The 21,255-nt window shown below is 71.3% G+C and carries 17 protein-coding genes; 14 read left to right on the top strand and 3 right to left on the bottom strand.

What is annotated here, in order from left to right; translation table 11 throughout:
• Window positions 1-11: 11 nt before the first annotated feature.
• From ACGFZL_RS06555 to nuoN, 13 genes are read left to right on the top strand one after another with little or no spacing between them, the layout of a single operon-like run.
• Window positions 12-566, top strand: coding sequence for an NADH-quinone oxidoreductase subunit B family protein (locus ACGFZL_RS06555; RefSeq protein WP_029381065.1), 555 nt, complete (start codon window positions 12-14; stop codon window positions 564-566).
• Complete coding sequence (locus ACGFZL_RS06560; RefSeq protein WP_393689836.1) at window positions 563-1,357, top strand: NADH-quinone oxidoreductase subunit C; 795 nt, start codon at window positions 563-565, stop codon at window positions 1,355-1,357. Before ACGFZL_RS06555 ends, ACGFZL_RS06560 begins: the two co-directional genes overlap by 4 nt.
• The gene (locus ACGFZL_RS06565) at window positions 1,354-2,676 is read left to right on the top strand and encodes an NADH-quinone oxidoreductase subunit D (RefSeq protein WP_393689838.1); all 1,323 of its coding nucleotides are present in this window, start codon (window positions 1,354-1,356) and stop codon (window positions 2,674-2,676) included. The genes ACGFZL_RS06560 and ACGFZL_RS06565 overlap by 4 nt, the downstream gene beginning before the upstream one ends.
• 35 nt (window positions 2,677-2,711) lie before the next feature.
• Window positions 2,712-3,584, top strand: a complete 873-nt coding sequence (nuoE, locus tag ACGFZL_RS06570) for an NADH-quinone oxidoreductase subunit NuoE (protein WP_393690186.1) — start codon at window positions 2,712-2,714, stop codon at window positions 3,582-3,584.
• The gene (gene nuoF, locus ACGFZL_RS06575; RefSeq protein ID WP_355167431.1) at window positions 3,581-4,933 is read left to right on the top strand and encodes an NADH-quinone oxidoreductase subunit NuoF; all 1,353 of its coding nucleotides are present in this window, start codon (window positions 3,581-3,583) and stop codon (window positions 4,931-4,933) included. The genes nuoE and nuoF overlap by 4 nt, the downstream gene beginning before the upstream one ends.
• Window positions 4,930-7,434, top strand: a complete 2,505-nt coding sequence (locus ACGFZL_RS06580) for an NADH-quinone oxidoreductase subunit G (protein ID WP_393689841.1) — start codon at window positions 4,930-4,932, stop codon at window positions 7,432-7,434. Before nuoF ends, ACGFZL_RS06580 begins: the two co-directional genes overlap by 4 nt.
• A complete protein-coding gene (gene nuoH, locus ACGFZL_RS06585; RefSeq protein WP_393689843.1) occupies window positions 7,431-8,807 on the top strand; it encodes an NADH-quinone oxidoreductase subunit NuoH in 1,377 nt (458 codons plus the stop codon). Before ACGFZL_RS06580 ends, nuoH begins: the two co-directional genes overlap by 4 nt.
• Window positions 8,800-9,441, top strand: a complete 642-nt coding sequence (gene nuoI, locus ACGFZL_RS06590) for an NADH-quinone oxidoreductase subunit NuoI (protein WP_393689845.1) — start codon at window positions 8,800-8,802, stop codon at window positions 9,439-9,441. The genes nuoH and nuoI overlap by 8 nt, the downstream gene beginning before the upstream one ends.
• A complete protein-coding gene (locus ACGFZL_RS06595) occupies window positions 9,438-10,283 on the top strand; it encodes an NADH-quinone oxidoreductase subunit J (protein ID WP_393689847.1) in 846 nt (281 codons plus the stop codon). The genes nuoI and ACGFZL_RS06595 overlap by 4 nt, the downstream gene beginning before the upstream one ends.
• A complete protein-coding gene (nuoK, locus tag ACGFZL_RS06600) occupies window positions 10,280-10,579 on the top strand; it encodes an NADH-quinone oxidoreductase subunit NuoK (RefSeq protein WP_355167441.1) in 300 nt (99 codons plus the stop codon). The genes ACGFZL_RS06595 and nuoK overlap by 4 nt, the downstream gene beginning before the upstream one ends.
• Before the next feature lie 16 nt (window positions 10,580-10,595).
• Window positions 10,596-12,560: an NADH-quinone oxidoreductase subunit L gene (nuoL, locus tag ACGFZL_RS06605; protein ID WP_393689850.1), complete on the top strand. Its 1,965-nt coding sequence runs from the start codon at window positions 10,596-10,598 to the stop codon at window positions 12,558-12,560.
• Between the two features lie 5 nt (window positions 12,561-12,565).
• The gene (locus tag ACGFZL_RS06610) at window positions 12,566-14,137 is read left to right on the top strand and encodes an NADH-quinone oxidoreductase subunit M (protein ID WP_393689852.1); all 1,572 of its coding nucleotides are present in this window, start codon (window positions 12,566-12,568) and stop codon (window positions 14,135-14,137) included.
• Window positions 14,134-15,789, top strand: coding sequence for an NADH-quinone oxidoreductase subunit NuoN (nuoN, locus tag ACGFZL_RS06615; protein WP_393689854.1), 1,656 nt, complete (start codon window positions 14,134-14,136; stop codon window positions 15,787-15,789). The genes ACGFZL_RS06610 and nuoN overlap by 4 nt, the downstream gene beginning before the upstream one ends.
• Window positions 15,790-15,858: 69 nt before the next feature.
• Here nuoN and ACGFZL_RS06620 read toward each other — a convergent pair whose 3' ends face one another.
• Window positions 15,859-16,458: a Uma2 family endonuclease gene (locus tag ACGFZL_RS06620; RefSeq protein ID WP_393689856.1), complete on the bottom strand. Its 600-nt coding sequence runs from the start codon at window positions 16,456-16,458 to the stop codon at window positions 15,859-15,861.
• A gap of 212 nt (window positions 16,459-16,670) precedes the next feature.
• Between ACGFZL_RS06620 and recQ the strand changes: the two genes are divergently transcribed.
• Complete coding sequence (gene recQ / locus ACGFZL_RS06625; protein ID WP_393689858.1) at window positions 16,671-18,665, top strand: DNA helicase RecQ; 1,995 nt, start codon at window positions 16,671-16,673, stop codon at window positions 18,663-18,665.
• A 13-nt stretch (window positions 18,666-18,678) separates the two neighbouring features.
• Here the strand turns inward: recQ and ACGFZL_RS06630 are convergent, their stop codons facing one another.
• The gene (locus ACGFZL_RS06630) at window positions 18,679-19,617 is read right to left on the bottom strand and encodes a M56 family metallopeptidase (protein WP_355167449.1); all 939 of its coding nucleotides are present in this window, start codon (window positions 19,615-19,617) and stop codon (window positions 18,679-18,681) included.
• Between the two features lie 199 nt (window positions 19,618-19,816).
• Window positions 19,817-21,073, bottom strand: a complete 1,257-nt coding sequence (gene fahA, locus ACGFZL_RS06635) for a fumarylacetoacetase (RefSeq protein ID WP_393689860.1) — start codon at window positions 21,071-21,073, stop codon at window positions 19,817-19,819.
• Window positions 21,074-21,255: the final 182 nt, after the last annotated feature.

Raw genomic sequence — 21,255 nt, forward strand, 5'->3', positions numbered from 1 at the left:
GGCTCTTAGACATGGGACTCGAAGAAAAGCTGCCGAGCGGCTTCCTGCTGACCACCGTGGAGCAGGCCGCGGGCTGGGTGCGCAAGTCGTCCGTCTTCCCGGCCACCTTCGGCCTGGCGTGCTGCGCCATCGAGATGATGACCACCGGCGCAGGCCGCTACGACCTGGCGCGTTTCGGCATGGAGGTCTTCCGCGGCTCCCCGCGGCAGGCGGACCTGATGATCGTGGCCGGCCGGGTGAGCCAGAAGATGGCGCCGGTGCTGCGGCAGGTCTACGACCAGATGCCGAACCCGAAGTGGGTGATCTCCATGGGGGTCTGCGCCTCCTCGGGCGGCATGTTCAACAACTACGCGATCGTCCAGGGCGTCGACCACATCGTCCCGGTCGACATCTACCTGCCCGGCTGCCCGCCCCGCCCCGAGATGCTGATGGACGCCATTCTCAAGCTGCACCACAAGATCCAGAACTCCAAGCTCGGCGTGAACGCCGAGGAGGCGGCCCGCGAGGCGGAGGAGGCGGCGCTCAAGGCCCTGCCCACCATCGAGATGAAGGGGCTGCTGCGATGAGCGACGCGAACGGCAAGGGCGACGCCGCCGGCAAGGGCGACGCCGCCGGCCACGGGGACGCCGGCGGGAACGGGGTGAACCCCGAGAAGGACCTCTCCGCCGAGAACCTCCCCGGCCAGCGCGGCCAGGGCGGCGAGCAGATCCGCGTCCAGCGCGGCATGTTCGGCGCCAACAACGGCGGCGACACCTCCGGCTACGGCGGCCTGGTCCGCTCCGTCCGCCTGCCGGGCCCCGCCGCCCGGCCCTACGGCGGCTGGTTCGACGAGGTCGCCGACGAGCTGGAGGGCGCCCTGGAGGAGCAGGACCTGCTGCCGGCCAACGCCATCGAGAAGACGGTCGTCGACCGCGGCGAGCTGACCTTCCACATCGAGCGCGAGCACCTGGTCCGCGTCGCCCGCACCCTGCGCGACGACCCGGCGCTCCGCTTCGAGCTGTGCACCGGCGTCAGCGGCGTGCACTACCCGAACGACAAGGGCCGCGAGCTGCACGCCGTCTACCACCTGCGCTCGATCACCCACAACCGGCTGATCCGCCTGGAGGTCAGCGCCCCCGACGCCGACCCGCACATCCCGTCGCTCTTCCAGGTCTACCCGACCAACGACTGGCACGAGCGCGAGACGTACGACTTCTACGGCATCGTCTTCGACGGCCACCCCGCCCTGACCCGGATCATGATGCCGGACGACTGGCAGGGCCACCCGCAGCGCAAGGACTACCCCCTCGGCGGCATCCCCGTCGAGTACAAGGGCGCCCAGATCCCGGCTCCGGACCAGCGGAGGTCGTACTCGTGAGCACCTCGCACGCATCCTCCCGCGAGACCACCGAAGGCACCGTCTACACGGTCACCGGCGGCGACTGGGACGAGGTCGTCCAGTCCGCGGCCCGCGCCGACGACGAGCGCATCGTCGTCAACATGGGCCCCCAGCACCCCTCCACGCACGGGGTGCTCCGCCTGATCCTGGAGATCGACGGCGAGACGGTCACCGAGGCCCGCTGCGGCATCGGCTACCTGCACACCGGCATCGAGAAGAACCTCGAGTACCGGAACTGGACGCAGGGCACCACCTTCGTGACGCGCATGGACTACCTGACCTCGTTCTTCAACGAGACGGCGTACTGCCTGGGCGTCGAGAAGCTCCTCGGCATCGAGGACCAGGTGCCGGACCGGGCGACGATCATCCGGGTGCTCCTGATGGAGCTGAACCGGCTCTCCTCCCACCTGGTGTGCATCGCCACCGGCGGCATGGAGCTGGGCGCCACCACGATCATGATCTACGGCTTCCGGGACCGCGAGCTGATCCTGGACATCTACGAGCTGATCACCGGCCTGCGGATGAACCACGCCTACATCCGCCCCGGCGGCCTCGCCCAGGACCTGCCGCCCGGCGCGGTGGACCACATCCGGGCCTTCGTGAAGAAGATGCAGGGGAACCTGTCGGAGTACGACAAGCTCGCCACCGGCAACCCCATCTTCAAGGCCCGCATGCAGAACGTCGGCTACCTCGACCTGGCCGGCTGCATGGCGCTCGGCGCCACCGGTCCGATCCTGCGCTCCACCGGCCTCCCGCACGACCTGCGCAAGTCCCAGCCGTACTGCGGCTACGAGACGTACGACTTCGAGGTGCCCACCGCCGACACCTGCGACTCCTACGGCCGCTTCCTCATCCGCCTGGAGGAGATGCGCCAGTCGCTGCACATCGTCGAGCAGTGCCTGGACCGGCTGGCGCCGGGACCGGTGATGGTCGCCGACAAGAAGATCGCCTGGCCCGCCCAGCTCGCGCTGGGACCCGACGGGCTCGGCAACTCCCTCGACCACATCAAGAAGATCATGGGCACCTCCATGGAGGCCCTGATCCACCACTTCAAGCTGGTCACCGAGGGCTTCCGCGTGCCGCCGGGACAGGCGTACGCGGCGGTCGAGTCGCCCAAGGGCGAGCTGGGCGCGCACGTCGTCTCCGACGGCGGCACCCGCCCCTACCGGGTCCACTTCCGCGACCCGTCCTTCACCAACCTGCAGGCCATGGCGGCGATGTGCGAGGGCGGCCAGGTCGCCGACGTCATCGTCGCGGTGGCGTCCATCGACCCCGTGATGGGAGGCGTCGACCGGTGACCACGAACCCCACGGACCGGGGCGTCGGCCTGGGCATGCCGGAGCTGCCGGCCCCCGCCTACCCGGACGACGTCCGCGTCCGCCTTGAGGCCGACGCGCGCGAGGTCGTCGCCCGCTACCCGGACTCCCGCTCCGCCCTGCTGCCGCTGCTGCACCTCGTGCAGTCCGAGGAGGGCCACGTCACGCGCACGGGCATGCGGTTCTGCGCCGACGTGCTCGGCCTGACCACCGCCGAGGTCACCGCGGTGGCGACCTTCTACTCCATGTACCGGCGCCGGCCCAGCGGGGACTACCAGGTCGGCGTGTGCACCAACACGCTGTGCGCGGTGATGGGCGGCGACGCGATCTTCGAGTCGCTCCAGGAGCACCTCGGCGTCGGCAACGGCGAGACGACCGGGGACGGCAAGGTCACCCTGGAGCACATCGAGTGCAACGCGGCCTGCGACTTCGCCCCGGTCGTGATGGTCAACTGGGAGTTCTTCGACAACCAGACCCCGGACAGCGCCCGGCACCTGGTGGACGACCTGGTCGCGGGCCGGCCGGTCACGCCGACCCGCGGGGCGCCGCTGTGCACCTTCAAGGAGACCGCCCGGATCCTGGCGGGCTTCCCGGACGAGCGGGACGGCGCCGTCGCGGCCGGCGGCAGCGCGGGTCCCGCCTCCCTGGCCGGGCTGAAGCTGGCCAAGGGGGAAGTGGCCGCCGCGCGCGTGGTGCACCCGCGGGACGGCGGGCCGCACGACGGTGGCGGCGGTGCGCACGACGCGCCCCGGGACCAGGGCGCGCCCCAGCAGGGCGCCGAGCACGACCCGGCGCCGCCCAAGCACCTCAGTTCGCACGACGAGCCGGAGCAGACCTCGGCCTCCGACCCGTCCCACCCCGCGGGGCCGACCGCCGAGGAGGGGGAGTGATGACCTTGGCAGCCGAGATCAAGGACGACACCGGCCCGGAGAAGCTGCTCGCACCCGTGCTGTCGGCCTTCTGGGACGAGGACGCGTCGTGGACGCTGGACGTCTACCGGAGGCACGAGGGGTACGAGGGGCTGCGCAAGGCGCTGGCCATGTCGCCGGACGACCTGATCGCGTACGTCAAGGACTCCGGTCTGCGCGGACGCGGCGGCGCGGGGTTCCCCACCGGGATGAAGTGGCAGTTCATCCCGCAGGGGGACGGCAAGCCTCACTATCTTGTTGTCAACGCCGACGAGTCGGAGCCGGGAACCTGTAAAGACATCCCGCTCCTCTTCGCGAACCCGCACAGCCTCATCGAGGGCATCGTGATCGCGTGCTACGCGATCCGTTCGTCGCATGCGTTCATCTACCTGCGGGGTGAAGTCGTCCCCGTCCTGCGGCGGTTGCACGAGGCCGTGCGCGAGGCCCATGCCGCTGGATTCCTGGGCGAGGACATCCTGGGCAGCGGGGTGAACCTGGAACTCACCGTGCACGCGGGCGCGGGCGCGTACATCTGCGGTGAGGAGACCGCGCTGCTCGATTCGCTCGAAGGCCGCCGCGGCCAGCCGCGGCTCCGTCCTCCCTTCCCTGCTGTGGCAGGGCTCTATGCCTGCCCGACTGTAGTGAACAACGTCGAGTCCATCGCCTCGGTTCCCGCCATCCTGAACAGGGGCAAGGACTGGTTCAGGTCGATGGGCAGCGAGAAGTCCCCGGGCTTCACGCTCTACTCGCTCAGCGGCCACGTCGCGAGCCCCGGCCAGTACGAGGGGCCGCTCGGCATCACGCTGCGCCAGCTCCTCGACATGAGCGGGGGCATGCGCCCCGGCCACCGGCTGAAGTTCTGGACGCCGGGCGGCTCCTCGACACCGATGTTCACCGACGAGCACCTCGACGTCCCCCTTGACTACGAAGGAGTGGGTGCCGCGGGTTCCATGCTCGGCACGAAAGCACTCCAGTGCTTCGACGAGACGACCTGCGTGGTCCGCGCCGTCACCCGCTGGACCGAGTTCTACGCCCACGAGTCCTGCGGCAAGTGCACCCCGTGCCGCGAGGGCACCTACTGGCTGGTGCAGCTGCTGCGCGACATCGAGGCCGGCAAGGGCGCCATGAGCGACCTCGACAAGCTGAACGACATCGCCGACAACATCAACGGCAAGTCCTTCTGCGCCCTCGGCGACGGCGCCGCCGCGCCGATCTTCTCCTCGCTGAAGTACTTCCGCGAGGAGTACGAGCAGCACATCACGGGCCGCGGCTGCCCCTTCGACCCGGCCAAGTCCACGGCCTGGGCCGACCGCACGGAGGTGAACGCATGACGGTGACCACGAACGCCCCCTCCGGCGGGGGCGAGGCGGCGGTGCCGCCCGAGGACCTGGTCTCGCTGACCATCGACGGCATCGAGATCAGCGTGCCCAAGGGCACCCTGGTCATCCGGGCCGCCGAGCGGCTCGGCATCGAGATCCCCCGGTTCTGCGACCACCCGCTCCTCGACCCGGCCGGCGCCTGCCGGCAGTGCATCGTCGAGGTCGAGGGCCAGCGCAAGCCGATGGCGTCCTGCACCATCACCTGCACCGACGGGATGGTGGTCAAGACCCAGCTCACCTCGCCGGCCGCCGAGAAGGCGCAGCACGGCGTGATGGAGCTGCTGCTCATCAACCACCCGCTGGACTGCCCGGTCTGCGACAAGGGCGGCGAGTGCCCGCTGCAGAACCAGGCCATGTCGCACGGCCAGGCCGACTCCCGCTTCGAGGGCAGGAAGCGGACCTACGAGAAGCCCGTGCCGATCTCCACGCAGGTGCTGCTCGACCGCGAGCGGTGCGTGCTGTGCGCCCGCTGCACCCGGTTCTCCAACCAGGTCGCGGGCGACCCGATGATCGAGCTGATCGAGCGCGGCGCGCTCCAGCAGGTCGGCACCGGCGAGGGCGACCCCTTCGAGTCGTACTTCTCCGGCAACACCATCCAGATCTGCCCGGTCGGCGCGCTCACCTCGGCCGCCTACCGGTTCCGCTCCCGCCCCTTCGACCTGATCTCCTCCCCGTCGGTGTGCGAGCACTGCTCCGGCGGTTGCGCGACCCGTACCGACCACCGGCGCGGCAAGGTGATGCGCCGGCTCGCGGCGGAGGACCCCGAGGTCAACGAGGAGTGGATCTGCGACAAGGGCCGCTTCGGCTTCCGCTACGCGCAGACCAAGGAGCGGCTGACCACGCCGCTGGTGCGCAGCGCGGAGGGCGAACTGGAGCCGGCGTCCTGGCCGGAGGCCCTCCAGATCGCCGCCCAGGGGCTGCTCGCCTCGCGCGGCCGGACCGGCGTGCTGACCGGCGGCCGGCTCACCGTGGAGGACGCCTACGCGTACAGCAAGTTCGCGCGCGTGGCGCTCGATACGAACGACATCGACTTCCGCGCGCGCGTGCACAGCGTCGAGGAGGCCGACTTCCTCGCCGCCCGCGTCGCCGGCCACGGCCGCGACCTGGACGGCACCGGCGTCACGTACACCCTCCTGGAGAAGGCGCCCGCCGTGCTCCTGGTGGGCTTCGAGGCCGAGGAGGAGGCGCCCGGCGTCTTCCTGCGGCTGCGCAAGGCGTGGCGCAGGCACGGCCAGCAGGTGTACTCCCTGGCCACCCACGCCACCCGGGGCCTGGCCAAGGCGGGCGGCACGCTGCTGCCGGCCGCGCCCGGCACCGAGACCGAGTGGCTGGACGCGCTGGCCGGCGGGGTCGGCCTGGAGGAGTCCGGCACCGGCGCCGCCGAGGCGCTGCGCGCGGAGGGCGCCGTCATCGTCGTAGGGGAGCGGCTGGCGTCCGTCGCGGGCGGGCTGACCGCCGCGGTGCGCACGGCCGCCGCGACCGGGGCCGGGCTGGTGTGGATCCCGCGCCGGGCGGGGGAGCGCGGTGCCGTAGAAGTGGGCGCGCTGCCGTCCCTGCTGCCCGGGGGCCGCCCGGCCACCGACCCGCGCGCGCGGGAGGAGGTCGCCGCCGTCTGGGGCCTGGCCGACCTGCCGCACCGCTACGGCCGCGACACCGGCGAGATCGTCGACGCCGCCGTCCGCGGCGAACTGCAGGCGCTGCTCGTCGCGGGCGTGGAGGTCGCCGACCTGCCCGACCCGGCACGCGCGCGTGCGGCGCTCGCGGAGGCCGGGTTCGTGGTCTCCCTGGAGCAGCGGCCCAGCGAGGTCACCGACCACGCCGACGTGGTGCTGCCGGTCGCGGCGGTCGCCGAGAAGGCCGGCACCTTCCTCAACTGGGAGGGCCGGGTCCGCTTCTTCGAGGCCGCGCTCAAGCCCGACCAGATGACCCGCCGCCTGGCGCCCACCGACGCGCGCGTGCTCCAGATGCTCGCCGACGCCATGGACGTCCACCTCGGCCTGCCGGACCTGCGCACCACGCGCGCGGAGATCGACCGGCTCGGCCCCTGGGACGGCCCCCGGGCCGGCGAGCCGGCCGTCACCGCGGGCGCGCTGCCCCGCCCGGCCGCCGGGGAGGCCGTCCTCGCCGGGCACCGCCTCCTCCTCGACCAGGGCCTGCTCCAGCAGGGCGACGAGGCGCTGGCCGGCACCCGGCACGCCGCATGCGCGCGCGTGTCGGCCGCCACGGCCGCCGAGGCGGGCGTCGAGAACGGCGAGCTGCTCACCGTGACCGGCCCCGCGGGCTCGGTCGCGCTGCCCCTGGAGATCAGCGAGATGCCCGACCGGGTGGTCTGGCTGCCGCTGAACTCCGCCGGCACCGGTGTCTCCAGCGAGGCGGGCGTCCTGCCCGGGTCCCTCGTCCGTATCGGTCCGGCGGTGTCCGCCGGCGAGGCCACCGAGGAGGTGGACGCATGAGCCCGCTCCTCGCCGCCGAAGACCTCTCCATGTTCGGCAGCGACCCCTGGTGGCTGGTGGTCGTCAAAGCGGTGTTCTGCTTCGCCTTCCTGATGGTGACCGTGCTGTTCTCCATCGTCTGGGAGCGCAAGGTCGTCGCCTGGATGCAGCTGCGCATCGGGCCCAACCGGCACGGCCCCTGGGGCATGCTCCAGTCGCTGGCCGACGGCATCAAGCTGATGCTCAAGGAAGACGTCATCGTCAAGCGCGCGGACAAGGCGGTCTACGTCCTCGCGCCGGTCGTGGCGGCGATCCCCGCCTTCATGGCGATCGCGGTGATCCCCTTCGGCCCGGCCGGCAACGAGGTCTCGATCTTCGGCCACCGCACCGCCATGCAGCTGACCGACCTGCCGATCGCCATGCTGTTCATCCTGGCGGTCGCCTCGGTGGGCATCTACGGCATCGTCCTGGCCGGCTGGAGCTCGGGATCGACGTACCCGCTCCTCGGCGGACTGCGCTCCTGCGCGCAGATGATCTCCTACGAGATCGCCATGGGTGCCGCGTTCGCCTCGGTGTTCCTCTACTCGGGGTCCATGTCGACCTCGACCATCGTGGAGTCCCAGTCGGACCGCTGGTACATCGTGCTGCTGCCGGTCTCCTTCATCCTCTACATCGTCACGATGATCGGCGAGACCAACCGCGCCCCCTTCGACATGCCCGAGTCCGAGGGCGACCTGGTGGGCGGCTTCAACACCGAGTACTCGTCCATCAAGTTCGCGATGTTCATGCTCGCCGAGTACGTCAACATGGTGACCGTCTCGGCCGTCGCCACCACCCTCTTCCTCGGCGGCTGGCGCGCCCCCTGGCCGGTCAGCACCTTCTGGGAGGGCGCCAACCACGGCTGGTGGCCGCTGCTCTGGTTCACCGTCAAGGTCCAGCTGCTGCTGTTCTTCTTCATCTGGCTGCGCGGCACCCTGCCCCGCGTCCGCTACGACCAGCTGATGAAGCTCGGCTGGAAGGTCCTCATCCCGGTCTCCCTGGTGTGGCTGATGCTGGTCGCCACCATCCGGGCGCTGCGCAACGAGGACTACGACTTCACCGACATCGCGCTCTACGTCGGCGGCGGCGTGCTCGCCCTGCTGCTGCTCTCCTTCGTCGCGGACGCCTTCCGCACCAAGGGCCGCGGGGACGAGGAGGCCGCCGGGGAGCCGGTCGGCTTCGACCCGATGGCCGGCGGATTCCCCGTGCCGCCACTGCCGGGACAGGAGTTGCCGCCGGTACCGCGGCGCCGCCCGCAGCGGGAGCGGGAGCTGATTGTCAGTGGTGGCCCCGATACTCAGAGTGATGAATCTTCCGGCCGATCCACCGAGGGAAAGGAGGCGTCCGATGGCTGAGGAGCCCAAGGAGACCAAGCCCGGTTTCCAGAACCCCGTGGCCGGCTTCGGCGTGACCTTCAAGGCCATGTTCAAGAAGCGGCTGACCGAGCAGTATCCGGAGCAGCCCAAGACCACCGCGCCCCGCTTCCACGGACGGCACCAGCTCAACCGCCATCCGGACGGCCTGGAGAAGTGCGTCGGCTGCGAGCTGTGCGCCTGGGCGTGCCCCGCCGACGCGATCTATGTGGAGGGCGCGGACAACACCGACGAGGAGCGCTACTCCCCGGGCGAGCGGTACGGGCGGGTGTACCAGATCAACTACGCCCGCTGCATCCTGTGCGGCCTGTGCATCGAGGCGTGCCCCACGCGCGCGCTGACGATGACCAACGAGTTCGAGCTGGCCGACTCCAGCCGCGCCGACCTCATCTACACCAAGGAGCAGCTCCTCGCCGGCCTGGAGGAGGGCATGGTCGACTCGCCGCACGCCATCTACCCGGGCACCGACGAGCAGGACTACTACCGCGGCCTGGTCACCGAGGCCGCGCCCGGCACCGAGCAGCAGGTCGCGCACTCCAAGGGCGAGGTCGTCCAGGAGTCGGCCTCCACCTTCGGCCCGGAGGAGCCGGCGTCGGAGGAGGTGATCCGCCGATGAGCGCGCAGCTCGCCGCCGCCTACTCCACGTCTACGGGAGAGGCCGTCCAGTTCTGGATCCTCGGCACGGTCGCGGTGATCGGCGCCCTGTGCACCGTCTTCATGAAGAAGGCCGTGCACAGCGCGCTCTGCCTGGCCGGCACCATGATCGTCCTGGCGGTCTTCTACCTGGCCAACGGCGCCTACTTCCTCGGCATCGTGCAGATCGTCGTCTACACGGGCGCGGTCATGATGCTCTTCCTGTTCGTGGTGATGCTGGTCGGCGTCACCGCGGCGGACTCCCTGAAGGAGACCATCAAGGGCCAGCGCTGGCTGGCCCTGGTCAGCGGCCTCGGCTTCGGCGTCCTGCTGATCGCCGGCATCGCCAACGCCTCGCTCACGGAGTTCAGCGGCGTCGGCAAGGCGAACGCGAACGGCAATGTGGAGGGCCTCGCCGCCCTGCTGTTCACCAAGTACGTCTTCGCCTTCGAGATCACCGGCGCCCTGCTCATCACGGCCGCCGTCGGCGCCATGGTGCTCACCCACCGCGAGCGCACCGAACGCTCCGCCACGCAGCGCGAGATGGCCGAGAAGCGGGTCCGCGACGGCCGCCAACTGCCGCCGCTGCCGGCCCCTGGCGTCTACGCCCGGCACAACGCGGTCGACATCGCGGGCCTGCTCCCCGACGGCACGCCGTCCGAGCTGACCGTCAGCAAGACGCTGCGCGAGCGCGGCCAGGTCCGGGACGTCTCCATGGAGGCGTTGAACGACCTGAAGGCCATGGAGCAGCGCGCCGAGGAGCGCCTGGAGCGCCGGGCCGTCGACCCGGTGCGGGGCAAGCGGGCCGAGGAGGCGTCCAAGTGAATCCGGTCAACTACCTGTATCTCGCCGCCCTGCTGTTCACCATCGGCGCCACGGGCGTGCTGATCCGGCGCAACGCGATCGTGGTGTTCATGTGCGTGGAGCTGATGCTCAACGCCTGCAACCTCGCGTTCGTCGCCTTCTCCCGGCTGCACGGCAATCTGGACGGTCAGATCATGGCCTTCTTCACGATGGTCGTCGCCGCCGCCGAGGTCGTGGTGGGGCTGGCGATCATCGTGTCGCTGTTCCGTTCCCGCCACTCGGCCTCGGTCGACGACGCCAGCCTGATGAAGCTCTGAGGGGTCGGAAGACATCGTGGACAATCTCCTTGCGCTGCTGGTGGCGGCGCCCCTGCTCGGAGCGGCGGTGCTGCTCTGCGGCGGCCGCCGCCTCGACGCCGTAGGCCACTGGCTCGGCACGCTGCTCGCCGCCGCGTCCTTCGTGATCGGCGTCGTCCTCTTCTCCGACCTGCTCGGCCGGGGCTCCGAGGACCGCACCCTGACGCAGCACCTGTTCAGCTGGGTCCCGGTGGAGGGCTTCCAGGCGGACATCGCCTTCCGGCTCGACCAGCTGTCGATGACGTTCGTGCTGCTGATCACCGGCGTCGGCTCGCTCATCCACCTGTACTCGGTGAGCTACATGGAGCACGACGAGCGCCGCCGCCGCTTCTTCGGCTACCTGAACCTGTTCCTCGCGGCGATGCTGATCCTGGTCCTCGCCGACAACTACCTGCTGCTGTACGTCGGCTGGGAGGGCGTCGGCCTCGCCTCGTACCTGCTGATCGGCTTCTGGCAGCACAAGCCCAGCGCCGCCACCGCCGCGAAGAAGGCCTTCCTGGTCAACCGCGTCGGCGACATGGGCCTGTCGATCGCCATCATGCTGATGTTCCTCTGGTTCGGCACCTTCGCCTTCGGGCCGGTGCTCGGCAGCGTGGACGACCCCGGCATCGCCGGGCAGGCCGGCGAGGGCAAGCTGACCGCGATCGCCCTGATGCTGCTGCTCGCCGCCTGCGGCAAGTCCGCCCAGGTGCCCCTTCAGTCCTGGCTCGGCGACGCGATGGAGGGCCCGACCCCGGTCTCGGCCCTCATCCACGCGGCGACGATGGTGACGGCGGGCGTGTACCTGATCGTCCGCTCGGCGACCATCTTCAACGGCGCGCCGGACGCGCAGCTCGTGGTCACGGTGGTCGGCGCGGTCACGCTGATGTTCGGTGCGATCGTCGGTTGCGCGAAGGACGACATCAAGAAGGCGCTGGCCGGCTCGACCATGTCGCAGATCGGCTACATGGTGCTCGCCGCCGGCCTCGGCCCCATCGGCTACGTCTTCGCCATCATGCACCTGGTCACCCACGGCTTCTTCAAGGCCGGCCTGTTCCTCGGCGCCGGCTCGGTGATGCACGGCATGAACGACGAGGTGGACATGCGCCGCTACGGCGGCCTGCGCAAGTACATGCCGGTCACCTTCGTCACCTTCGGCCTCGGCTACCTGGCGATCATCGGCTTCCCCGGCCTGTCCGGCTTCTTCTCCAAGGACAAGATCATCGAGTCGGCGTTCGCCAAGGGCGGCACCGAGGGCTGGATCCTCGGCGGCGTCGCCCTCCTGGGCGCCGCGATCACCGCGTACTACATGACGCGCGTGATGCTCATGACCTTCTTCGGCGAGGAGCGCTGGCGCACGGCACCGGCCCCGGCTTCGGCCAGTCCCGACGTGGAGCCGGCCGCCGAGGAGCACGGCGACCACGCGGTCCCGCACCCGCACGAGTCGCCGAAGCTCATGACCATCCCGATGATCGTGCTGGCCGTCGGCTCGGTCGCGGGCGGCGCCTTCTTCAGCATCGGCGACCGCTTCCTGCACTGGCTGGAGCCGGTCACCGGCCACGACCACGGCGACGCGCCGATCGGCGCGACGACGGTGACGGCCGCCACGGTGACCGTCATGGTCGTCGGCGTCGTCCTCGCCTGGGCTCAGTACGGGCGCCGCCCGGTCCCGGCCGTCGCCCCGCGCGGGTCGCTGCTCACCCGGGCCGCCCGGCGCGACCTGCTCCAGGACGACTTCAACCACGTCGTCCTGGTCCGCGGCGGCGAGCACCTGACGCGCTCGCTGGTCTACGTCGACCACACCCTGGTCGACGGGGTGGTCAACGGCACCGCGGCCTCGGTCGGCGGCCTGTCCGGGCGGCTGCGCAAGCTCCAGAACGGGTTCGCGCGCTCCTACGCGGTCTCGATGTTCGGCGGCGCGGCGGTCCTCGTCGCCGCGACCCTGCTGATGAGGGCGGTCTGATACCGATGTCCTTTCCCCTGCTGACAGCGACGGCGGTGCTCCCGGCCGTCGGGGCGATCGCCACGGCGGCGGTGCCGGCGGCGAAGCGCACCGCGGCCAAGTGGCTCGCGCTGCTCTTCTCGCTGGCCACCCTCGCCCTCGCGATCGCGGTCCTGGTCCGCTTCGACCCGGACGGCGACCGTTACCAGCTCACCGAGTCGCACGCCTGGATCGCCGACTTCGGCGTCCGCTACGAACTGGGCGTGGACGGCATCGCGGTGGCGCTGATCGCCCTGACCGCCGTCCTCATGCCGTTCATCGTCCTGGCGAGCTGGCACGACGCCGACCCGATGGAGACCGGCAGCAGCCGGTGGCGGCCGACGCAGGGCTTCTTCGCCCTGCTCCTCGGCGTCGAGGCGATGGTGATCATCTCGTTCGAGGCCACCGACGTCTTCCTCTTCTACATCTTCTTCGAAGCCATGCTCATCCCGATGTACTTCCTCATCGGCGGCTTCGGGGACCGGGCCCACCAGCACGGCGAGCAGGTGGCGGCCACCCAGCGGTCGTACGCCGCGGTGAAGTTCCTCCTCTACAACCTGGCCGGCGGCCTGATCATGCTGGCCGCGGTGATCGGCCTCTACGTGGTCGCGGGGAACTTCTCGCTCGCCGAGATCGCCGAGGCCCGCGCCAACGGCTCCCTCGACATGGCGACCAACACCGAGCGGTGGCTGTTCCTCGGCTTCTTCTTCGCCTTCGCGGTGAAGGCGCCGCTGTGGCCGCTGCACACCTGGCTGCCCAACGCCATGGGGGAGGCCACCGCCCCGGTCGCCGTGCTCATCACGGCGGTCGTGGACAAGGTGGGCACCTTCGCGATGCTCCGCTTCTGCCTCCAGCTCTTCCCCGAGGCCAGCAAGTGGGCGACGCCGGTCATCCTGGTCCTCGCGCTGATCAGCATCATCTACGGGGCGCTGCTCGCGGTCGGCCAGCGGGACATCAAGCGGCTGGTGGCGTACGCGTCGATCTCGCACTTCGGCTTCATCGTGATGGGCATCTTCGCGATGACCAGCCAGGGCCAGTCCGGCGCGACCCTGTACATGGTCAACCACGGCATCTCGACGGCCGCGCTGATGCTGGTCGCGGGCTTCCTGATCTCGCGCCGCGGCTCTCGGCTCATCGCCGACTACGGCGGCGTGCAGAAGGTCGCGCCGGTGCTGGCCGGCACCTTCCTGATCGGCGGCCTGGCCACGCTCTCCCTGCCGGGGCTCGCCCCGTTCGTGAGCGAGTTCCTGGTCCTGGTCGGCACGTTCACCCGCTATCCGGTGGTCGGCATCATCGCCACCTTCGGCATCGTGCTCGCCGCCCTCTACACCCTCGTCCTCTACCAGCGGACGATGACGGGCCCGGTGAAGCCCGAGGTGGCGGCGCTGCCCGACCTGCGGGCGCGCGAACTGCTGGTGGTGGCGCCCCTGGTGGTGCTGCTGATCTTCCTGGGCGTCTATCCCAAGCCCGTCGCGGACATCGTCAACCCGGCGGTCAAGCAGACCCTCTCCGACGTACACAAGAAGGACCCCCGGCCCGAGGTGGAGGCGGCCAAGTGAGCGCAACAGCCGTCCACAGCCTGTGGACAACGGCGGCGGCAGCCGACCCGATCGCCAAGATCGACGCACCGAAGATCGAGTACGGGCAGTTGTCGCCCACCTTGATCATCCTCGGCGCCGCGATCGTCGGGATCCTGGTGGAGGCCTTCGTGCCGCGCCGGTCCCGCTACTACGCCCAGATGTTCGTCTCCACGGTGGCGATCGTCGCCGCCTTCGCCGCGGTCGTCGCGCTCGCGGCGAAGGGGTACGGCACCACGAAGGCGGGCATCGCCGCGATGGGCGCCATCGCGGTCGACGGGCCCGCCCTGTTCCTCCAGGGCACCATCCTGCTGGCCGCCCTGGTCGGCCTCTTCACCTTCGCCGAGCGCCGCCTCGACCCCGAGGCGCACGGCAACCGCGTCGACTCCTTCGCCGCGCAGGCGGCGGCGGTGCCCGGCAGCGAGGCCGAGCAGAAGGCGGTGAAGGCGGGCTTCACCACCACGGAGGTCTTCCCCCTCCTCCTCTTCGCCGTCGCCGGCATGCTGGTCTTCCCCGCCGCCAACGATCTCCTGACGCTCTTCGTCGCCCTGGAGGTCTTCTCCCTCCCGCTCTACCTGCTGTGCGCGCTGGCCCGCCGCAAGCGGCTGGTGTCGCAGGAGGCGGCGGTCAAGTACTTCCTCCTCGGCGCCTTCGCCTCCGCCTTCACCCTGTTCGGCATCGCCCTGCTGTACGGCTACTCGGGCTCCATGGCGTACGGCACGATCGGGCGGGTCGTCGACGGCACCCTGAAGAACGTCACCCCGGCGCTCGCCGACACCATGGGCAACGACGCGCTGCTGCTGGTCGGCTCCGCGCTCATCGTGATGGGCCTGCTGTTCAAGGTCGGCGCGGTGCCGTTCCACATGTGGACGCCGGACGTCTACCAGGGCGCCCCGACGCCGGTCACCGGCTTCATGGCGGCGGCCACCAAGGTCGCGGCCTTCGGCGCGCTGCTGCGCCTGCTGTACGTCGTCCTTCCCGGCCTGCGCTGGGACTGGCGGCCGGTGATGTGGGCGGTGGCGATCGTCACCATGCTGGGCGGCGCGATCGTCGCGATCACCCAGACCGACATCAAGCGGCTGCTGGCCTACTCGTCGATCGCCCACGCGGGCTTCATCCTCGCGGGCGTCATCGCCACCACCCCCGACGGCGTCTCCTCCGTCCTCTTCTACCTGGCCGCGTACTCCTTCGTGACGATCGGCGCCTTCGCGGTCGTCACCCTGGTCCGCGACGCGGGCGGCGAGGCGACGCACCTGTCGAAGTGGGCGGGCCTCGGCCGCCGCTCGCCGCTGGTCGCGGCGGTCTTCGCGGTCTTCCTGCTCGCCTTCGCCGGCATCCCGCTGACCAGCGGCTTCGCGGGCAAGTTCGCCGTCTTCAAGGCGGCGGCGGAGGGCGGCGCGGCCCCACTGGTGGTCGTCGGCGTGATCTCGTCGGCCGTCGCGGCGTTCTTCTACATCCGCGTGATCGTCCTGATGTTCTTCAGCGAGCCCCGCCCCGAGGGCCCGACGGTCGCGGTGCCGTCACCGCTGACGATGACGGCGATCGGCGTGGGCGTCGCGGTCACGGTGGTCCTGGGCGTGGCACCCCAGTACTTCCTGGACCTGGCGGGCCAGGCGGGGGTGTTCGTCCGCTGACCCCGGCTCCACGGACACGGCTGCGGCCCGGCGCCCTCGGGGGGTGCCGGGCCGTCGCCGTGCTCCCGGTCAGACGCCGCCGCGACGCATCTTGATGCCGGTCAGATCCAGGTCCAGAGGGAAGGGCGCGGCCACCTTCATCCGCTCACGGAAGATCCCCACGCTGACGTAGGCGCCAGTGGTGGGCTCCAGCTCGAAGGCGTGCACCACGGCCATGCCCTTCTCGTTCTCCACGCGCCAGTAGTGGGCGATGCCGGCGCGCGCGTACTTCAGCGGCTTGGTCTCGCGGTCGCGGGAGACCGACTCGGCGGAGACGACCTCGACGGCCAGGGTGACGGCCGCCGCCGGGTAACGAGTCTGCTCCGGGTCGTCGACCACGTCCCCCCTGACCACGATCACGTCCGGTTCAGGCCGATTCTGCTGGTCGATGTCGATCGTGAACTCGCGCACGACATCGAACTCCGTCGGTGCCAGCGACTGGAGCTGCCACTCGAAGAAGCTCACGGTGCGTGAGTGGAAGAGGGTCTGCGGACTCACGAAGACGAGACTCCCGTCGATCAGTTCCGTATGCGGAGGCAGATTCGGAAGCCGGTCCAGGTCGTCGGCGGTCCAACCGCCCTCGGGCGGGACAGGCCAGTCCGGCGTTGACGCCTTCGGTGCGACGCTCATCAGTGCTCCCATGCGACGGAGTCTCGCGGGTGCAATCAGACTATCGACCGGAAACGGACGAGTCTCCCGCGAACGTGTGAACGACGGTCGTGTCCTTGACGGCCCCGTCGCCACAGCCTGTGGATAACTCCGAGCATGTCGGCGCGGACCCCTATCGTGGAGGCAGTGGTCGGGACAGGACGGACAGGGCAGGACGTACGGGGGTCGGAGCGATGGGCGGGACGGGCGTGATCGAGGGCATGGCAGGGACGGCGGACACCGGGGTGACGGAGACCGGGGCGACGGACAGTGCGGCGCTGGCCGCGCTGCACCGGGTCTTCGGGTTCGACGCCTTCCGGGGCGAGCAGGCGGCGATCGTCGAGCATGTGATCGCCGGCGGCGACGCCGTCGTGCTCATGCCGACCGGCGGCGGCAAGTCGCTGTGCTACCAGATCCCGGCCCTGGTCCGCCCGGGCACCGGCATCGTGGTCTCGCCGCTCATCGCCCTCATGCAGGACCAGGTGGACGCGCTGCGGGCGCTCGGCGTGCGGGCCGGGTTCATGAACTCCACGCAGGACTTCGACGAGCGCCGGATGACCGAGGCCGAGTTCCTCGCCGGCGAGCTGGACCTGCTCTACCTCGCGCCCGAGCGGCTGCGCCTGGACAGCACGCTCGACCTGCTCTCCCGCGGCAAGATCTCCGTCTTCGCGATCGACGAGGCGCACTGCGTCGCCCAGTGGGGCCACGACTTCCGCCCCGACTACCTCTCCCTGTCCCTGCTGGGCGAGCGCTGGCCGGACGTGCCCCGCATCGCCCTCACCGCGACGGCCACCCGCGCCACGCACAAGGAGATCACCGAGCGCCTGGGCATGCCGTCGGCGCGGCACTTCGAGGCCAGCTTCGACCGGCCCAACATCCAGTACCGGATCGTGCCGAAGACGGAGCCCAAGAAGCAGCTGCTGGCCTTCCTGCGCGAGGAGCACGCCGGGGACGCCGGAATCGTGTACTGCCTCTCGCGCAACTCCGTGGAGAAGACCGCCGAGTTCCTCTCCCGCAACGGCGTGGAGGCGGTGCCGTACCACGCAGGACTGGACGCGGGCACCCGCGCCGCCCACCAGTCCCGCTTCCTCCGCGAGGAGGGCCTGGTCGTGGTCGCGACCATCGCCTTCGGCATGGGCATCGACAAGCCGGACGTCCGCTTCGTCGCCCACCTGGACCTGCCCAAGTCGGTCGAGGGCTACTACCAGGAGACCGGCCGCGCGGGCCGCGACCGCCTGCCGTCCACGGCCTGGATGACGTATGGGCTGAACGACGTCATACAGCAGCGCAAGCTGATCCAGTCCGGCGAGGGCGACGAGGCGTTCCGCCGGCGGGCCCAGGGCCACCTCGACTCGATGCTCGCGCTGTGCGAGACGGCCCGCTGCCGCCGCGGCCAGCTCCTCGCCTACTTCGGCCAGGAACCCGACCCGGCCGGCTGCGGCAATTGCGACACCTGCCTGGTCCCGCCGGAGACCTGGGACGGCACGGTCGCGGCGCAGAAGATGCTCTCCACCGTGGTCCGCCTCAAGCGGGAGAGGGGGCAGAAGTTCGGCGCCGGGCAGATCATCGACATCCTGCTGGGCAAGCGCACCGCGAAGGTGATCCAGTTCGACCACGACCAGCTGTCCGTCTTCGGCATCGGCGAGGAGCTGGGCGAGGGCGAATGGCGTGGCGTCGCCCGGCAGTTGCTCGCCCAGGGTCTGCTCGCCGTCGAGGGGGAGTACGGCACGCTGGTGCTGACCGAGGCCAGCGGGGCGGTGCTGCGGCGCGAGCAGGAGGTGCCGCTGCGCAAGGAGCCCGAGCGTCCGGCCGCCGCGAAGGGCACGGGCACCCGGGGCGAGCGCAAGGCGAAGGCCGCCGCGGCCGAGCTGCCCGAGGAGCTGCTCCCCGCCTTCGAGGCGCTGCGCGCCTGGCGGGCGGAGCAGGCCCGCGAGCAGGGCGTCCCGGCGTACGTGATCTTCCACGACGCCACACTCCGCGAGATCGCCACGGTGTGGCCGACCTCCGTCGGACAGCTCGGCGGGATCAGCGGCGTGGGCGAGAAGAAGCTGGCGACGTACGGGGAGGGCGTGCTGGCGGTGCTGGCCGGCCTGAGCGGCGGGGCGGCGCCCGAGGCGCAGGACACCGCGCCCGCGTCCGGTGAGGACGCCTGGCCCACGGACGAGCCCGAGCCCGACGACTGGATATGAGCCCGCGCAGCGTCTAAGCGAGCGCCGTCAGCCCCGGCGCGAAAGTGATCAGCAGGGGCAGCAGCGGCACCAGCGCCGCGATCGCCGTCGCGAGGGCGCGGCGGCGGGGCGCCAGCCTGGGCAGGGGCTCGAGCAGTCGGTCGACCCGCTCGCCGAGGAGGCGGTGGCTGGAGGCGCAGGACAGCACGCCGCGGTGCTGGTTCAACTCGATCAGGGCCAGCGCCGTCGTCAGGTTGCCGCAGCGGCGGGAGGCCGTGTCGTCGGCGGCGAGTTCGACCAGCCGGTGCGTCTGGTCGCAGAAGTGCGCGAAGAGCGGGATGCGGGGGAATCCGGTGGCCAGTGCGGTGGACAGGTGCAGCAGCCAGTCGTGGTGGGCGCGGGCGTGGCCGCGCTCGTGGGTGAGGACGGCGTCGAGCTGGTGGTCGGTGAGGCGGTGCAGGGCGCCGGTGGTGACGATGAGCTGGGGCGGGCTGCCCGGCATCCACCAGGCGTCCGGGTACTCGTCCTCCAGGACCAGCAGCGGACCGCGTCCGGCGGCGAGCCCGGCGGGCAGCTCGGGGGCGCGTTCGTCCAGCTGGGCGCGGGAGCGCGAGCGGCGCCGGCGGGCCTCGACGAGTTCGCGGGCCAGCATGGCGGTCGTCCAGGCCGCGCCGCCGGCGAGCAGCAGGGTCAGTACGGCCGCCCAGACCGGGCCGGCGGAGAGGTCGTACGCGGCGGTCACCGCCGGCGGCGCCGGGGCGAAGAGCTGGGCGCGGACGGTGCCGAAGACGGCCGCGGCACCGAGCGCCAGGGCGGTCAGGCAGCACAGCAGCACCGTGGCGACCAGGCACTGCCAGACCCACAGCGCCACCACGGGGTCCCGCTCCGGCCAGGCCGACCGGGTCAGCGCGCGCGGCGCCGGCACGGCGGCGGTCGCGGCGACGGCGAACAGCAGGAGCAGGCAGACGGTCATGCCACGGGCTCCGGATCCTGGTCGGGAGGTCGGCTCTGGCTCTGGTGCGGTGGGACTGCTGCGCGGGTGGCGCGGACGGGCGGAACGGGGCCGGGTCGGAGCCGGCCGGACCGTCTCGCGCACACCGCCCGACGCCAGTATGACGGTGCCGGGCGGTGCGAGTCAGGTGCCGGACGCGATCGGATCGCGGCGCGGAGGGTCACCCGAGGTCTGGGCCCCGGTCCGCGCCCCCGTCCGGGCGCCCGGTCACGCGTCCGGTCACCTCGCCGAGGCCCACCCGGGCGCCGTCCGGCCCCGGGGCCCAGGCCGTCAGGGTCACCTCGTCGCCGTCCTCCAGGAAGGTCCGCTTGCCGTCGGGAAGTTCCAGCGGGTCGCGGCCGTTCCAGGTCAGTTCGAGGAGGGAGCCGCGCTGCCCGGCGTCGGGCCCGCTCACCGTGCCCGAGCCGTAGAGGTCGCCGGTGCGCAGGGAGGCCCCGTTGACCGTCATGTGGGCGAGCTGCTGGGCGGCCGTCCAGTACATGGTGGAGAAGGGCGGTTCGGAGACGACGTGGCCGTTGACGGCGACGGTGATGCGGAGGTCGTAGCCGCCGGGCTCGACCTGCACGGGGTCGGTGTCGTCCAGGTAGGGCAGCAGTTCGTGGGTGCGCGCGGGCGGGGCCACCCGGGCCTCGTCCAGGGCGTCGAGCGGGGTGATCCAGGCCGACACCGAGGTGGCGAAGGACTTGCCGAGGAACGGGCCGAGGGGCACGTACTCCCAGGCCTGGACGTCCCGGGCCGACCAGTCGTTGAGCAGACACAGGCCGAAGACGTGCTCGCGGAAGTCGCCGAGGGCCACCGGACGCCCCCGCTCGGAGGGCGTGCCCACCACGAAGCCGACCTCGGCCTCGATGTCGAGGCGGACGGAGGGGCCGAAGACCGGGGCGGCGTCGGCGGGTGCCTTGCGCTGGCCCGACGGGCGGACGACGTCGGTGCCCGAGACGACGACCGTGCCGGAGCGGCCGTGGTAGCCGATGGGGAGGTGCTTCCAGTTGGGGGTGAGGGAGTCCTCGGCGTCGGGGCGGAAGATCTGGCCGACGTTGCGGGCGTGGTTCTCGGAGGCGTAGAAGTCGACGTAGTCGGCGACCTCGAAGGGCAGGTGCAGCTCCACCGAGGACAGCGGGTGGAAGAGCGGCTCGATGGCCTCGCGGTGGGCGGGCACCGTCACCCAGGCGGTCAGCGCGCGCCGCACGTCCGACCAGGTGGTGCGGCCGGCCGCGAGGAGCGGGTTGAGGGTGGGCCGGGCGAGCAGGGTGACGTAGGGCGAGCCGAGCGCGTGGGCGGCGGCGCCGGCGTCCAGGACGTGGTCGCCGAGCCGGACACCGACCGTCCGCTCCGGCGAGCCGGGCAGGGAGAACACGCCGTACGGAAGGTTGTGCGGGCCGAAGGGGTCGCCCTCGGGGACGTCGAAGGGGGGCATCGGGTGCTGCCTCTCTCTCGTGCTCGCCGTGCGCCACGTGATCCGTGGCCGCGCCACACGTTACGGGTGGGACGACGGTCTTGGGCAGTGCCCGAGGAGGTGACGCACCCGGCGGGAGAGGGCGGACGCCGGTCCGGCGCACCGGCCGCCGGGCACCGTCGCCGGCGGCGTGCCGGCCTCGG

This window comes from Streptomyces sp. NPDC048182, from assembly GCF_043202555.1.
Taxonomy (GTDB): domain Bacteria; phylum Actinomycetota; class Actinomycetes; order Streptomycetales; family Streptomycetaceae; genus Streptomyces.